This is a genomic window from Amycolatopsis lurida, assembly GCF_900105055.1.
Taxonomy (GTDB): Bacteria; Actinomycetota; Actinomycetes; order Mycobacteriales; family Pseudonocardiaceae; genus Amycolatopsis; species Amycolatopsis lurida.
Window position 1 is genome coordinate 1,943,986 of record NZ_FNTA01000004.1, and the last position, 14,358, is coordinate 1,958,343.

General features: G+C 69.4%; 11 protein-coding genes and 2 tRNA genes. 8 read left to right on the forward strand and 5 right to left on the reverse strand.

Going from position 1 to position 14,358, the window contains the following annotated elements:
* Positions 1–139 precede the first annotated feature (139 nt).
* Entirely contained in the window at positions 140–1,237 is a 1,098-nt protein-coding gene (locus BLW75_RS14230) for a WD40/YVTN/BNR-like repeat-containing protein (RefSeq protein ID WP_091599765.1), read from the reverse strand.
* 143 nt (positions 1,238–1,380) lie between these two features.
* Between BLW75_RS14230 and BLW75_RS14235 the strand changes: the two genes are divergently transcribed.
* Both BLW75_RS14235 and BLW75_RS14240 read left to right on the forward strand, forming a co-directional pair.
* A complete protein-coding gene (locus BLW75_RS14235; RefSeq protein ID WP_034313956.1) occupies positions 1,381–2,706 on the forward strand; it encodes a serine/threonine-protein kinase in 1,326 nt (441 codons plus the stop codon).
* A gap of 48 nt (positions 2,707–2,754) precedes the next feature.
* Entirely contained in the window at positions 2,755–3,141 is a 387-nt protein-coding gene (locus BLW75_RS14240; protein ID WP_034313953.1) for a hypothetical protein, read from the forward strand.
* Here BLW75_RS14240 and BLW75_RS42800 read toward each other — a convergent pair.
* Together BLW75_RS42800 and BLW75_RS14245 are read right to left on the reverse strand one after the other, a co-directional pair.
* The gene (locus tag BLW75_RS42800) at positions 3,134–3,310 is read right to left on the reverse strand and encodes a hypothetical protein (RefSeq protein ID WP_167373496.1); all 177 of its coding nucleotides are present in this window, start codon (positions 3,308–3,310) and stop codon (positions 3,134–3,136) included. The two genes, BLW75_RS14240 and BLW75_RS42800, sit on opposite strands and share 8 nt — an antisense overlap.
* A gap of 59 nt (positions 3,311–3,369) precedes the next feature.
* Positions 3,370–3,912 carry a type 1 glutamine amidotransferase domain-containing protein gene (locus tag BLW75_RS14245; RefSeq protein ID WP_034313952.1) on the reverse strand — a complete coding sequence of 181 codons (543 nt, stop codon included), beginning with the start codon at positions 3,910–3,912 and terminating at the stop codon, positions 3,370–3,372.
* Between the two features lie 98 nt (positions 3,913–4,010).
* On the opposite strand from BLW75_RS14245, the gene BLW75_RS14250 reads away from it, so the two are divergent.
* The gene (locus BLW75_RS14250) at positions 4,011–5,018 is read left to right on the forward strand and encodes a DNA topoisomerase IB (RefSeq protein ID WP_034313950.1); all 1,008 of its coding nucleotides are present in this window, start codon (positions 4,011–4,013) and stop codon (positions 5,016–5,018) included.
* On the opposite strand, the gene BLW75_RS14255 is transcribed toward BLW75_RS14250, so the two are convergent.
* Positions 5,001–6,578: a SpoIIE family protein phosphatase gene (locus tag BLW75_RS14255; RefSeq protein WP_034313947.1), complete on the reverse strand. Its 1,578-nt coding sequence runs from the start codon at positions 6,576–6,578 to the stop codon at positions 5,001–5,003. The genes BLW75_RS14250 and BLW75_RS14255 overlap by 18 nt on opposite strands.
* 130 nt (positions 6,579–6,708) lie before the next feature.
* Here BLW75_RS14255 and BLW75_RS14260 point away from each other — a divergent pair, with 130 nt between their 5' ends.
* Positions 6,709–11,403 carry a HAMP domain-containing protein gene (locus BLW75_RS14260; protein ID WP_395766742.1) on the forward strand — a complete coding sequence of 1,565 codons (4,695 nt, stop codon included), beginning with the start codon at positions 6,709–6,711 and terminating at the stop codon, positions 11,401–11,403.
* A gap of 192 nt (positions 11,404–11,595) precedes the next feature.
* Positions 11,596–12,114 (forward strand): hypothetical protein, encoded by a 519-nt coding sequence (locus BLW75_RS14265; RefSeq protein ID WP_034313943.1) that lies wholly within the window; start codon positions 11,596–11,598, stop codon positions 12,112–12,114.
* Positions 12,115–12,173: 59 nt separating this feature from the next.
* Here the strand turns inward: BLW75_RS14265 and BLW75_RS14270 are convergent.
* Positions 12,174–12,247: transfer RNA gene (locus tag BLW75_RS14270), tRNA-Gly, on the reverse strand.
* Between the two features lie 84 nt (positions 12,248–12,331).
* Between BLW75_RS14270 and BLW75_RS14275 the strand changes: the two genes are divergently transcribed.
* The 3 genes from BLW75_RS14275 (at position 12,332) to BLW75_RS14285 (ending at position 14,275) form a co-directional block, all read left to right on the forward strand.
* Positions 12,332–12,405: transfer RNA gene (locus BLW75_RS14275), tRNA-Pro, on the forward strand.
* A gap of 214 nt (positions 12,406–12,619) precedes the next feature.
* A complete protein-coding gene (locus BLW75_RS14280; RefSeq protein WP_034314056.1) occupies positions 12,620–13,066 on the forward strand; it encodes a GNAT family N-acetyltransferase in 447 nt (148 codons plus the stop codon).
* A 42-nt stretch (positions 13,067–13,108) separates the two neighbouring features.
* Complete coding sequence (locus BLW75_RS14285; RefSeq protein ID WP_091597583.1) at positions 13,109–14,275, forward strand: ROK family transcriptional regulator; 1,167 nt, start codon at positions 13,109–13,111, stop codon at positions 14,273–14,275.
* Positions 14,276–14,358: the final 83 nt, after the last annotated feature.

Sequence of the window (14,358 nt, forward strand, 5' to 3'; positions counted from 1 at the left end):
GGACACGTTCCACCCTTCAGCCGCGCACGGGCCGCGCGAACGCGCCCACGGCTCCCTCGACATCGACGGACCGTACACAGATTACGACATGGCGTGCATCCAAGTGAACCTCCCCAAGGGCCTTGGCTACCTGCGACGATCACCCCAAGACGAGTTCGCGCCAGGTGGCTCCGCCATCGGTGGTGCGGTACACGGCCGACCCGCCTTCGGCGTCGGGCAGGCCGTCCACGACCACCCCGACGCGCTCGTCCGGGAAGTCCAGGTCGTTGAGGCAGACACCGCGGCCGCTGAGCACGGTCGTCGTCCAGGTCGTTCCGCCGTCGGCCGTGCTGTGCAGGAAGCCGGTGCCGCCGCCTTCCGCCGCGACGGTCGCCGCCGCGGGCGAGGCCGCGCTGAAGCTCTGGTCGATCCCGAGGGTCGGCGCCTGCGCCGACCCGGTGAAGTGCCCGCCGAGCTTCGGCGCGCGCCACAGCCGCCGGACGGTCGCCCCCGGTTGCGGCGTCCCCGGCCCTCCGCTGCACAGCGCCAGGACCTGCCCGCGCCGGACTCCGCTCAGCGAAGCCGAACTGTCCGCCGGGCAAGGCGGTGGCGCGGTCGCGAAGGTCAGGCCGTCCGACGACGTCCAGTACTTCTGGACGCGGTGGTCCGCCCCCATCGAGACCTGGATCCCGCCACTGGTCGCGATGTCGCCGTAGGTCGAGGAGCCGGTGACGGTGAATCCCGGGACCGGCAGGAGGAGCCGCGTGCCGGAGATCCCGGCGTACAGCGTCGTCGTCGACGGGGTGCCGAATCCGGTGACCATCGCGAACACCCGCGGCCCCGATTCGGCGATCTTCGAGATATAGAAGGGTTCCCGCACCCCGGCGAGGCGGACCTCGGACCACTTGCCGCCACCGTCGTGGCTGGCGAGCAGCCGGGTGCCGTCGGAGAGGAACGCGGCGCGCTCGTCGATCACCGTGAGTTTCACCTGATTGTGGTTGTCCGGCAACGAGATCGGCGGTTCGCCGACGCGGCGCCACCGCTTCCCGCCATCGGTGGTCGACAGCAGGGACGCGCACCATCCCGGTTTCCCGCACGGGGAAAAGCCGAGGACGAAGCCACGCAGCGGCCCGGTCCAGCTCGTCGACGCGGGGGCGAAACCTTGGGGTACCAGCGCATCGGCGACGGCGGGCGCGGTGATGACGGCCAGGGCGGTCAGTGCGGTGGCGGCGAGCGCGGCCCACCGGTTCGGCTTCATGACCACGAGACGTCCGGCCCCCGCCCGGGTTGCCCGCCGTTCGGGGTGAACCCCCAGATCATCTCCGGTACGCTCGCAAACTTGTTTCGCCCGGGGCCGGACCGGGTATACGGCGTTCGGCCGGTGAGACGGAGGTAGCACCGATGGACGACGCGGGTTCGCGTGCTGGCGGTGATGAGGAAGACCCCGGGACCACGCAGCGCCGGTTCAGCCTGAACGTCCACGACCCGGACCATCTGCCGCGCAGGCTCGCCGGCCGGTACGAGGTCGGGGAATTGCTCGGCCGCGGTGCGACCGCACGCGTGTTCCGCGCCTGGGACCTGCGCGAAGGGCGCGAGGTCGCGCTGAAACTGTTCCACGCGGACACGATGCTCCGGGACGAGCGCCGCCGAGAGCAGGAGATCCAGACCCTCAGCGCGGTCCGCCACCCCGGGCTCGTCCCGCTGTACGACGCGGGCTCCGACGACGGCTACTCCTACCTCACGATGCGCCTGGTCGAAGGTCCGAACCTGGCTCAGCGCCTGCGGTCCGGCCCGCTCCCCCAGGACGAGGTCGTCGAGCTGGCCGCCCGCCTGACCGACGCTCTCGCGCACGTCCACGCGCACGGCATCACCCACCGTGACCTGAAACCGGCGAACATCCTGATCGCCGAAGACGGCCCGTTGATCGGGGACTTCGGGGTGGCGCACGCCTTCGACGCGACCAGGGTGACCGAGACCGGCGGTGTCGTCGGCACGGCGGCGTACATGGCGCCCGAACAGGTCCGGGGCGAGAACGTGGGCCCACCCGCCGACATCTATTCGCTCGGCCTCGTCCTGCTCGAATGCCTGTCCGGGGAGCGGGAGTACACCGGGACCCCGGTCGAGGCCGCGGTCGGGCGGCTGCACCGGCCGCCCCGGATCCCCGGCGGGCTGTCGGTGACCATGACGACCTTGTTGCGCGGGATGACCGCGCGCAAGCCGTCGCAGCGCCCGACGGCCGCGGCGATCTCGCGGATCCTGCTGGAGGATTCCACCGGGACGAAGGTCGTCCATCTCGCACCGGCCACCCGCAAACGGGCGGCCGTGGTCGCCGCCATCAGCGCGCCGGCGGCCGCGATCACCATCGGTGTCCTGCTGGCGGCCAACCAGACCGGGGCGAACCCGCCCGCCCGGCCGGAGGGGATGTTCCCCCCGGCGGTGAGCGGCTCGTCCGGCCCGGTGGCAGGCCAGGCCGAGCAGACCGCGCAGTCCTCGGAGGCCGTCGAGGTGCCCACTCGCGGCCCGAAGGCGAGCAACGGCACGGTCGTGGTCACTGAAGCCGTTCCAGCCTCCGGGAAGCCCCCGGGTGCCACCGGGAACACCGGCGCCACTCGGACACCGGACGGTACGACCGCTTCGAGCGGCCGGCCGACCACCTCGACGGAGCCGACCAAGACCAAACCCAGGCCCCCGACGACGAAGAGCAGCAGGCCAGGGCCACCCGGCTGAGCGACCGCACAGCAGGATGTCCACTGTGGACGATGATGGGAGACGGCGATGACCTACATCAACGACCCGCGAGAGCCGCAGGAAGAGATCGTCGAACAGACGCCCGCCAGGATCCGCGTCGTGCGTGTCGTCAACGCCATCGTCCACGCGGTGTGCTGGATCTTCGCGCTGGTGCTGATCGTGCACATCCTGCTGGTGTTCGGCGAAGCCAACCCGGGGAACGGGTTCGCGCAGCTGATCGACCAGTGGTCGCGCGCGGTCTCGCTCGGACTGCGGAACCTGTTCACCCCGGACGGCCTCAAACTCCGCACCCTGTTCAACGACGGTCTCGCCGCGTTGCTGTGGCTGATCATCGGCGGCGTGGTGACCGACCTGGTCTCACGGATCGGCCTCCCCGGCCCGAAGCGGGTCTGGTACCGGCGATCGCTCAGTTGAGCGAGCCCGGTCCCCGTTCCGGGGCGTCGCCCGCCTGGGCCTGTTCGGCCTGGGCGTCGGCGACCTCCGGGGCGGCCGTGGTCTCCGCGGGCCTCGGGTGTTCCGGCTCGTGCCCGGTGTCGAAATGCTCACGGCACCAACGGCCGTAACGTCTGGCATGCACGGTCATCGCGGCACCTCCTTCTCCACCACCCACGATCCCTCAGTTCTGTGACGTGCGCCACTCGTTTAACCGGCGAATCCGGCGACGATCGCGGCGCAGAACGCGGGCAGGTCGTCCGGATTGCGGCTCGACGTCAGGTTGCCGTCGGTGACGACCTCCTGGTCGACGACGGTTCCCCCGGCGTTGCGGATATCGGTGCGCACGCTGGGGTACGACGTGAGCGTGCGGCCGCGGACGACGTCGGCCTCGACCAGCGTCCACGGCCCGTGACAGATCACCCCGACGGGTTTGCCGCTGTTCACGAAGTCGCGCACGAAGCGGACCGCGTTCTCGTCCGCGCGCAGGTTGTCCGGATTCATCGTCCCGCCGGGCAGCACGAGCGCGTCGAAATCGTCGACCGTGACGTCCTTGACGACCCGGTCCACGGGGAACTTGTCCGCCTTGTCGATGTCGCCGTTCATGGCCTGGATCTCGCCGGGCTCCAGCGAGACGACTTCGGCCGTCGCCCCGGCGTCGGTGACCGCCTTGCGCGGCTCGACCAGCTCGACCTGTTCCACGCCGTCCGCGGCGAGGATGGCCACGCGGCGTCCGTTCAATGATGTCGCCATCGAGTTCCCTCCTGAGGTCGTAGTCGCTTTCGGACTACCCCGGACCGTGACCGCCGAACCATGGGCATGAACTCCCGCCGCGGCGGGTATCAGCCCCCATGCGACTTCGGCGAGCGGACCTGGGGTCCCCCGGTATCCGGAGGCGGCGCAGAGGTCGTGGCTTCGGCTATCTGACCCCGGACGGTGAGCCGCTGAAGGACGGGGAGACGATCGAGCGGATCACCGCGCTGGCGATCCCGCCCGCGTGGCGGCGGGTGTGGATCTCTCCGCACGAGAACGCGCACATCCAGGCGGTCGGGATCGACGACGCCGGGCGGAAGCAGTACCTCTATCACCCCGAATGGCGACGGGCCCGGGACGAGGAGAAACACGATCGCGTCCTCGCACTGGCGCGAAAGCTGCCCAAGCTGCGCCAGACGGTCCAGGAGGATCTCGGCTCCCGCGGCCTGAAGCGGGAACGCGTGCTCGCCGGCGCCCTGCGGATGATCGACCTCGGGGTCTTCCGCACCGGCGGAGAGAGCTACGCCGACGAGCACGGCACCCACGGGGTGGCGACGTTGCTGTGCGAGCACGTCGAGCTCCGCGGTGAATGCCTGGTGTGCGACTACCCCGCGAAACACGGCATCCAGCGGAAGGTCCGGCTGCGGGACGAGGCACTGGTGCGGCTGGTCCGCTCCCTCCGGCGGGTGCGGGGCGGCGGCGTGCGCTTGCTCGCCTACCGCGCCGGTGACAGCTGGCACGAGGTGAAGGCCGACGACATCAACGACCGGCTCCGGGAAATCGTCGGCGACGGTTTCACCGCCAAGGATCTGCGCACCTGGAACGCCACCGTCCTGGCCGCTTCGGCCTTCGCGGACATGGAAAAGCCTTCCAGCGAACGAGGATTGAAGCGGGTCGAGAAGGCCGTGATGACGGAAGTCGCCGAAGGGCTCGGCAACACGCCCGCCGTGGCGCGACGGTCCTATGTGGACCCACGGGTGGTCGAGGCGTACCGGCGTGACCGGACCGTCGAACGCGCGGTACGGCGAGCCGCGAAGGCGGACAGTCCCGACGAGGCCCGCGACATCGTGGAGCGGGCGGTGGTGCGGCTACTGAACGGGTCGTGAGGCTTCGATGGCGAGGACGGCGATGTCGTCGTGTGTCCCGCTGCCGAGCCATTCCCGCACCGCGGCGCGGATCCGGGCGACGACCTCGCGGCCGGACAGCCCTCGGCATCCGGCCAGCAGATCGCGCAGCCGTTCGTCCCCGAACAGGTCCGACGGCCGCTCGTGGTGCCGCGCTTCGGTGATCCCGTCGGTGTAGAGCAGGCAGACGTCGCCTTCGGCCAGCCGGATGGCCGTCTCGGCGAACCGGGCCTGCGGGGAGATCCCGACCAGCGTGCCGGGCAAGGTGATCTCGTCGACCCCGCCGCGGCGGCGCACCACCAGCGGCGCCGGATGTCCGCCGGAGGCCAAGGTGACGCCGAGACCGTCTTCGCCCGCGAGCACCGAACCGAGCACCAGCGTGGCGAACCGGCCGCTGCCGCCGGTGATGAGCAGAGAGTTCAGCAGGCTCAGCAACGTCGTGTTGTCGTGCTCGACGAGGTCGAGCGCGGCGAGGCTCTGCCGGACGCGACCGGTGAGCGCGGCCGCCTCGGCACCCTTGCCGCAGACGTCACCGAGGACGAACATCGCGCCGCCGCCTTCGCGCGGCAGGACGTCGTAGAAGTCGCCGCCGACGTCGAGCAGGCCACCCGACGGCTCGTACCAGACGTCGAACTTGGCGCCGTGGACCTCCGGGGGCGGCGTGGGGCGCAGCGTGGTCTCCAGGCCGCGAGTGGCCTCTTCCTGGCGGGCGTAACGGTGCGCGTTCGCCAGCGCCGTGCCGGCGGCGCGGGCGAACTCGGTCACCGCTCGCGGCTGGTCCTCGCCGAACGCGGGCGCCCCGCGCCTGCCGAGCACCACCGCGCCGGTGACCCCCGCTCCGCCGTCGAATCCCAGCGAGACCACGGTGACCGACGAATGGGCGGCGAGCCGTTCCGCGACGATCGCGGGCAGGGTCGCGATCTCCTCCTCCGGGACCGTCTTGGCTTCGAGTCCGTCCGTGGAGGCGAAGGTGCCGGCGAGCACCGGCGCCAGCTGGGCGGGGACGCGCCTGATCCGGCCGTGCCCGTGAGTCGTGCGGTGATCGCAGCTCCACCACTCCCACCGGCCGCGAGTGGTCGGCAGCAGCACGAAGACGCAGTCGGCGAGTTCGGCCGCGGCGACCTCGGCGATCACCTTCGCCGTCCCGTGCCGGCCCCGCGCGGAGGCGAGCCGGGGCGCCGAAGCGGCGAGGAAGCCGTCCACGCGCGGGCCGTCGGCCGCGACCGCGGAGGTCACCGTCCACGCGTGCCAGCCGCCGGGCAACGTCCGGATCCGCGCGGGGAACCGGCGGCCGGTGTGCTCGACATGCCCGACGTCGGGGCCTTCCGCGGTCAGCACCGGGCGTCCGCCGCCGAACAGCTCGCGAGCGGCGGGATTCGACCAGCGCAGCGCGCCGCCGACATCCTGCACGAGCACCGCGTCACGGACGTCTTCGAGCAGCTCACGCCAGAACCGCCCGGATTCGGGCAGGGCTCCCTCGCTCGTCGGGGGCGACGACTCCGAGGGGAGCGACGTCGAGGCCGGGGCGGGCCGTGACACCATTCCCGGACCTCCTCCTGCCTTGCGGGTAGCGCAGTGTGAGCGGGCGGACTGGCTCGAAGTGTAGGTCGAATCATGGCACGCTGATGCGACGACCATGGCTTGGCATGCGTGGTGGAGAGGGTCGACACAGATGACACAGCACTCCCAAAGGGACCGGATCCCCGTGGAAGGTGGTGGCGGCCAGGTGGACGAAGCGACCCTGGAACGCCTGCTCGCGGCGGCTCGTGACCTCGGGGACGGCAACTTCCGCCGGCGGCTGGTGGCGCACGGAGACGGGCTCGCGGCCCAGCTCGCGGGCGCCTTCAACGACATCGCCGAACGGAACCAGCGACTGGTGACCGAACTCCTGCGCGTCCGCGAGGCGGTCGGCAAGGAAGGCAGGCTGACCGAGCGGGTGGCGGCCGAGATCGGCCCCGGCGGCTGGGCCACCGCGGTCGACGTCGTCAACGGGCTGATCGAGGACGTGAGCAGGCCCACGGCCGAGCTCAACCGCGTCCTCGGGGCGGTCGCCGAGGGCGATCTGTCCGAGCCGATGCCGCTGGAAGTCGGCGGGCGGCCGCTGCAGGGTCAGTTCGCCGAAGTCGCGAGGACGGTCAACGGCCTGATCAAGCAGCTTTCGCGGTTCGCGACCGAGGTCACCAGAGTGGCCCGCGAGATCGCCACCGAGGGACGGCTCGGCGGTCAGGCCGAGGTTCCGGGCGTGGCGGGCACGTGGCGTGATCTCACCGACAACGTCAACGTCATGGCCAGCAACCTGACCGACCAGGTGCGCAACATCGCCCAGGTGACCACCGCGGTGGCCCGGGGCGATCTGACCCAGAAGATCAACGTCGACGCGCGCGGCGAGATCCTGGAGCTCAAGAACACCGTCAACATCATGGTCGACCAGCTCTCGGCGTTCGCCGACGAAGTGACCCGCGTTTCCCGCGAGGTAGGAAGCGAAGGCCGTCTCGGGGGCCAGGCGCAGGTCCCCGGTGCCGCGGGCACGTGGCGCGACCTCACCGATTCGGTGAACCTGATGGCGGACAACCTGACCGACCAGGTCCGCAACATCGCCCAGGTGGCCACCGCGGTGGCGCAGGGCGATCTCTCGCAGAAGATCAACGTCGACGCCAAGGGCGAGATCCTCGAACTCAAGAACACCTTGAACACGATGGTCGACCAGTTGTCCTCGTTCGCGGACGAGGTCACGCGGGTGGCGCGCGAGGTCGGCAGCGAAGGCCGTCTCGGCGGCCAGGCGACCGTGCCGGGCGTGGCCGGCACGTGGCGCGGGCTCACCGACTCGGTGAACCAGATGGCCGACAACCTGACCGACCAGGTCCGCAACATCGCCCAGGTCACCACGGCGGTGGCGAAGGGCGACCTGACGCAGAAGATCACGGTCGACGCGCGCGGCGAGATCCTCGAACTGAAGACGACCGTCAACACGATGGTCGACCAGCTGTCGTCGTTCGCCGACGAAGTCACGCGGGTGGCGCGCGAGGTCGGCACGGAAGGTCAGCTCGGTGGCCAGGCGCAGGTGCCCGGCGTCGCCGGGACCTGGCGCGACCTCACCGGGTCGGTCAACTTCATGGCGAACAACCTCACCGCGCAGGTCCGGAACATCGCCCAGGTGGCGACGGCGGTGGCGAAAGGCGACCTGTCGCAGAAGATCGCCGTCGACGCCAAGGGCGAGATCCTCGAACTGAAGAACACGCTGAACACGATGGTGGATCAGCTGTCGGCGTTCGCGGACGAGGTCACCCGCGTCGCCCGCGAGGTCGGCAGCGACGGGCGGCTCGGCGGCCAGGCGCAGGTGCCCGGTGTGGCCGGGACGTGGAAGGACCTCACCGACAACGTCAACTTCATGGCGAAGAACCTGACCGACCAGGTCCGCAACATCGCCCAGGTCACCACCGCCGTCGCGAAGGGCGACCTGACGCAGAAGATCATCGTCGACGCGCGCGGCGAGATCCTGGAGCTCAAGAACACCGTCAACATCATGGTCGACCAGCTCTCGGCGTTCGCCGACGAGGTCACCCGGGTGTCGCGCGAGGTCGGCACCGAGGGCAAACTCGGCGGCCAGGCGCAGGTGCGCGGCGTCGCCGGGACCTGGAAGGACCTCACCGACAACGTCAACGTCATGGCCACCAACCTCACCGACCAGGTGCGGAGCATCGCGACCGTGACCACCGCGGTGGCGAACGGCGACCTGTCGAAGAAGATCTCGATCGACGCGCAGGGTGAGGTCGCGGTCCTGGCCGAGACGATCAACAGCATGGTCGAGACGCTGCGCGCGTTCGCCGACGAGGTCACCCGGGTCGCCCGCGAGGTCGGCACCGAGGGCATCCTCGGCGGTCAGGCCCGCGTGCCGAACGTGGCGGGCACGTGGAAGGCGTTGACGGACAACGTGAACGTCATGGCCGACAACCTGACCGGCCAGGTCCGCAGCATCGCGACGGTGACCACCGCGGTGGCGCAGGGCGATCTGTCGAAGAAGATCGACATCGACGCGCGCGGCGAGATCCTCGAACTCAAGACCACCATCAACACGATGGTCGACCAGCTTTCGGCCTTCGCTTCCGAGGTCACCCGTGTCGCCCGCGAAGTCGGCACGGACGGCACGCTCGGCGGCCAGGCGGAGGTGCCCGGCGTCGCGGGCACGTGGTCGCGGCTGACCGAAAGCGTGAACCAGCTGGCCGGGAACCTGACCACCCAGGTGCGGGCGATCGCGCAGGTGGCCACCGCGGTGACCGCCGGCGATCTGACCCGGCACATCACCGTCGACGCGTCCGGGGAGGTGGCCGAGCTCAAGGACAACATCAACCAGATGATCGCGAACCTGAAGGAGACCACCCGCGCGAACCGCGAGCAGGACTGGCTCAAGACCAATCTGGCGAGGCTGTCCGCGCTCATGCAGGGGCACCGGGACCTCGCGTCGGTGGCGTCGCTGATCCTGTCCGAGCTGACCCCGCTCGTGTCCGCCCAGCAGGGCGCGTTCTTCCTCGCCCGCGAAGACGAGCAGGAAGAGGTGGTCCTGGAGAGCATCGCGACCTACGGGCTGGCGAAATCCCAGACCGGGCTGCGGTTCTCCCCCGGCGAGTCGCTCATCGGCCAGGCCGCCGTCGACCGCCGCACGATACTGGTCCACGAAGCACCGCCGGAGTACGCGCTCATCTCCTCGGGACTGGGTTCGGCCGCGCCGGTCAACGTGATCGTGCTGCCGGTGCTGTTCCAGGGCGAGGTCCTCGGGGTGCTGGAACTGGCGACCATCAACGCCTTCAGCACCGTCCACATCGACCTGCTGGAGCAGCTGAAGGAGACCATCGCGGTCAACGTCAGCACCATCCAGTCGAACTCGCGCACCGAGGCGCTGCTCACCGAATCCCAGCGCCTGGCACAGGAACTGCGCGCCCGGTCCGAGCAGTTGCAGGCGCAGCAACGGGAACTGCGCCGGTCCAACACGGACCTCGCGGAGAAGGCGGCGCTGCTGGCGCAGCAGAACCGCGACATCGAGGTCAAGAACAGCGAGATCGAGCAGGCGCGGCAGGAACTCGAAGAGCGCGCCGGGCAGCTGACCATGGCGTCGCAGTACAAGTCCGAGTTCATGGCGAACATGTCGCACGAACTGCGGACCCCGCTCAACAGCGCGCTGATCCTCGCGAAACTGCTTTCGGAGAACCCGGACGGGAACCTGTCGGAGAAGCAGGTCCAGTTCGCGCGGACGATCTACTCGGCGGGCAGCGACCTGCAACAGCTGATCAACGACATCCTCGACATGGCCAAGGTCGAGGCCGGGCACCTGGACCTGCAGATGTCCGACGTCACGCTGCCCGAGCTGGTCGAGTACGTCGAATCGATCTGCCGTCCGCTCACTTCGGACAAGGGCCTGGAGTTCGCCGTCCTGATCGACCCGCCGGTGCCCTCGTCGATCCACACCGACGAACACCGGTTGCAGCAGGTGCTGCGGAACCTGCTGTCCAACGCGGCGAAGTTCACCGACGAGGGCGGCGTGCGGCTGCACATCCGGATGGCCGATCCGGGCGAGGTCGAAGCCGACTCGCTCCGCAAGGCCCCCGGCGTCCTCGCGTTCGCCGTCGAAGACACCGGAATCGGCATCGCGCCGGACAAGCTCGCGATCATCTTCGACGCGTTCCGCCAGGCCGACGGCACCACCAGCCGCAAGTACGGCGGCACCGGGCTGGGCCTGTCGATCAGCCAGCAGCTGACGGAACTGCTCGGCGGCGAACTGCGCGTCCGCAGCGAACCCGGCAAGGGCAGCACGTTCACGCTGTACCTGCCGGTGAGCGCCGCGAACCTGGTCGTCCCGACCACCGCCGCGGCAGGCGGTGTCCCGCTGATCATGGCGGTACCGCAGGTGGCTCCCTCCGCGCCGGCACAGCGGTTCCACGGCGAGAAGATCCTGATCGTCGACGACGACCTCCGGAACGTCTTCGCGCTGGCCGCAGTGCTGGAGCGCAACGGCCTGGAGGTCATCTACGCCGAGACCGGCGTCGCGGGCATCCGGGCGCTGGAACGTCACGAGGACACCGCGCTCGTCCTGATGGACGTGATGATGCCCGAGCTGGACGGCAATGCCACGATCACCGCCATCCGCGCGGAGGCAGCGCACGAAGACCTGCCCGTGATCGCCGTCACGGCGAAGGCGACCGCGGAGGACAAGGCGCGGACACTCGCTTCGGGCGCGGACGACTACGTGACCAAGCCGGTGGACACGGACAAGCTGCTGGACCTGATCGCCGCGCACCTGGAGGCGGACGCCGCCTCGAGTGGCCTTTCGCAGGCCGTGGCGCCGTCGGACTCCTCGGACGTCGGCGCGGACTGAGCCTTCGGTCCCGGTGGCGGTGTGTCGCAGGTCGCGAAAGCCACTTTCAGAAGTGGCTTTCGCGACATCAAGTCGGCGCGCGAACCTGTCAACTGTGGCTATATGTAACGGCAAGGCCCGGAAAGTTACACGCTCCGTAACATCTAAGTTTTTCGGCGCGACTCCTGCGCAACTTCGACAAAGGAGTCGACCATGCCGAATCCCCGGACCATCCTGACCGGTTTCGCACTTTTGTTCGGCGGCTACTACGTCGCCTTGGACGAGGTGCATCAGCTCTGGGGTGACACCCCACCACCGCAGATCGCGGCCGACTTCAACGCGTTCGCCCTGCTCTTCGTGCTGGCGCTGGCGATCGAGCGGCTGGTACAGCCCTTCGCCCCGATTCTCGGCCCCAACTCCGACGACGCGAAGAACGAGCTCAGGACTGCTCGTTCGGCGGGAAACGACGCCGGCGTCGCCGAGGCCAAGGCCAAACTGGCCGAGGCGCGAAGCAGGACCGCCATCGTGACCTGGGGCTTCGCCACCGGACTCGCCTGCCTGCTGGCCGCCGGGGCCAACATCACCCTGCTCCGCGCCATCATCGATCCCCAAGGGACCCAGATCGCCTTCTGGCTCGACCTCCTGGTGACCGGCCTGGTCGTGGGCGCCGGAACCAAGCCGATCAACGATCTCTGGACCCGCCTGCAGAACAAGCCCGCCGACCCCGCCTGACCGAAGCGGAAACGACAGAACCCGCAGGCCAGGCGCCTGCGGGTTCGGATGTCGAGCTGTGGAGCGGGTGACGGGAATCGAACCCGCGTAGCTAGTTTGGAAGACTAGGGCTCTACCATTGAGCTACACCCGCGTGCCCCCGGAGTACCGGGTGCGAAAACAGCTTAGCGTGACCCGCTAGGCTGTGCGCACACCCCCCGGGAGATCGGGGGAGTCACGGGATGTGGCGCAGCTTGGTAGCGCATTCGCTTTGGGAGCGAAGGGTCGCAGGTTCAAATCCTGTCATCCCGACTCAAGGTCTTCGACCTGCGAGTTCACCGGTGTTTCGGCTTGGCCGTGCCGCTTCGACGGTTTTCGCTCGTTGTCACTCGAAGAGGCCACGACGGACCTGATCAAGGTCGACGCGGACGTGGACCGGCGACATCGACGGTGTGGGTTTTGCCGCGTTGGATGACCCGAAATCCACACACAGTCCGGCGTGACCGGCTCGGCTTTAATGGCGATCATGGAGATCCGCCACGCCCGCACCACCGACGCCCCCGCCGTGACCGCGCTCCTCACCGAGCTGGGCTACCCGGACAACGACGTGGAGGACGTGCGCGGACGGCTCGAACGCTGGGCCCGCCATCCTGAGGGTGCCGCGTTCGTCGCCGAGGCGGGCGGCGAGGTGGTCGGTGTCGTCGCGGTGGTCGCGATCCCGCTTCTCGAGCGGCCGGGGTCCGGCGGGCGGATCGTGGCCTTGGTGGTGGACGAGACGAAGCGCGGAACCGGGATCGGACGCGAGCTGGTCGCCGCAGCCGAAGCGGAGGCGCTGCGCTGGGGCTGCGACACCATGGAGGTCACCAGCTCCCGCCACCGGACGGCCGCGCACGCCTTCTATCGCGCGCGGGGATACGAGGACCGCTGCGAACACAGCGCCAGGTTCATCCGACGGCTTGCTCCCGGATCGTGAGAGCCCTAGGCCCGCCGCCACCCGCTTGCGAACATCGGCACCGTGACCGGCAGGCGGAGCGCCAGTGCCAGCGCGGTGCTCCGCGCGGTGCTGGACGAAGGGGCGATCGCGCGCAGCACCATCGCGCGCCGCACCGGGCTGAGCGCCGCGGCCGTCACCGGGCATGTGGCGGAGCTGATGCGCCGCGGCTTCCTCACCGAGCTGCCTGAGGTCGCCGGCGCGGTCGGCAGGCCGTTCGTGCCGGTGGACCTCGACACGGAGCGGTTCGTGGTGTGCGGGGCGCATGTCGCGGCCGACCATCTCACCGTCGGACTGCTGGATCTGCGCGGGAAAGTGCTGGCACAGCAGGAAGCCCCGCATCACGGTGCCGAGCCCGCCGTCCAGGTCGCGCAGATCGCGGAGCTGCTCGACGATCTCCTCGTCGGACATGCGCCGGAGCGGACGGCGCTCGGGTTGGGGGTGGCGACCGGCGGCTGGGTCGACGAGGCGTCCGGGACGGTGGTGGAGCACGGTCTGCTCGGCTGGCACGGTGTCCCGTTGCGCGGTCTGCTCACCGAGGTCACCGGTCTCGACGTCCGGGTCGACGGGCATTCGCGGGCGCTCATCCACGCCGAACGCCTGCTGGGACAACAGAGAGCGCGCCGCAGTGTCGTGCAGTTGTTCACCGGCAACGTGGTCGACGCCGCCTTCGCCACCGGCGACACCGTCCATCATGGACCGCGGTCGGCGGCGGGCGCCGTCGCGCATTTGCGGGTCGACGACAGCGAGGAGCCTTGCCGCTGCGGACGTTCCGGCTGCCTCGAAGCCACCGTTTCGGAGCGGACGATCGCCCGCAAGGCCGTCGAAGCGCACATCATCGAAAAACCGATCTTCGCCGACGTACTCCGTTTGGCGGAGTTGGGAAACAAAAACGCCGTCGCCCTTTTCCATGAACGCGCGAGAATCATCGGACAGGCCGCCGCGTTACTTTTCGACGTCCTCAATCCGGAAATCCTCATCGTGCTCGACCAGAGTGTACGCGACGTCGAAGGCTGCCTTTCCACGATCCGGGACGAGGTCGCCCGACGCTCCTGGATCTGCCAGTCACCTCAGGAAAACGTTGTGATGTCGAGCTTTCCGGGAACCGAACTGGCGACCGCCGGTGGCGCGGCCATACTGAACGCGCTCTACGAAGATCCGCTTTTCGTCAACCTCGCCAACGCCTCCTGAGTTACTTCACTAAATCGCAAAATTGACGCTCCTCGCCGGGCCTGCGAAGAATCTTCTTCAACGACGCATACCCGAACGAAAGA

Excerpts from the sequence above, each read along its gene's own strand:
- BLW75_RS14230 (WP_091599765.1), bottom strand. The coding sequence starts at position 1,237 with ATGAAGCCGAACCGGTGGGCCGCGCTCGCCGCCACCGCACTGACCGCC.
- BLW75_RS14260 (WP_395766742.1), top strand. The coding sequence starts at position 6,709 with ATGACACAGCACTCCCAAAGGGACCGGATCCCCGTGGAAGGTGGTGGC.
- BLW75_RS14240 (WP_034313953.1), top strand. The coding sequence starts at position 2,755 with ATGACCTACATCAACGACCCGCGAGAGCCGCAGGAAGAGATCGTCGAA.
- BLW75_RS42800 (WP_167373496.1), bottom strand. The coding sequence starts at position 3,310 with ATGACCGTGCATGCCAGACGTTACGGCCGTTGGTGCCGTGAGCATTTC.
- BLW75_RS14255 (WP_034313947.1), bottom strand. The coding sequence starts at position 6,578 with ATGGTGTCACGGCCCGCCCCGGCCTCGACGTCGCTCCCCTCGGAGTCG.
- BLW75_RS14280 (WP_034314056.1), top strand. The coding sequence starts at position 12,620 with ATGGAGATCCGCCACGCCCGCACCACCGACGCCCCCGCCGTGACCGCG.
- BLW75_RS14265 (WP_034313943.1), top strand. The coding sequence starts at position 11,596 with ATGCCGAATCCCCGGACCATCCTGACCGGTTTCGCACTTTTGTTCGGC.
- BLW75_RS14235 (WP_034313956.1), top strand. The coding sequence starts at position 1,381 with ATGGACGACGCGGGTTCGCGTGCTGGCGGTGATGAGGAAGACCCCGGG.
- BLW75_RS14250 (WP_034313950.1), top strand. The coding sequence starts at position 4,011 with ATGCGACTTCGGCGAGCGGACCTGGGGTCCCCCGGTATCCGGAGGCGG.
- BLW75_RS14245 (WP_034313952.1), bottom strand. The coding sequence starts at position 3,912 with ATGGCGACATCATTGAACGGACGCCGCGTGGCCATCCTCGCCGCGGAC.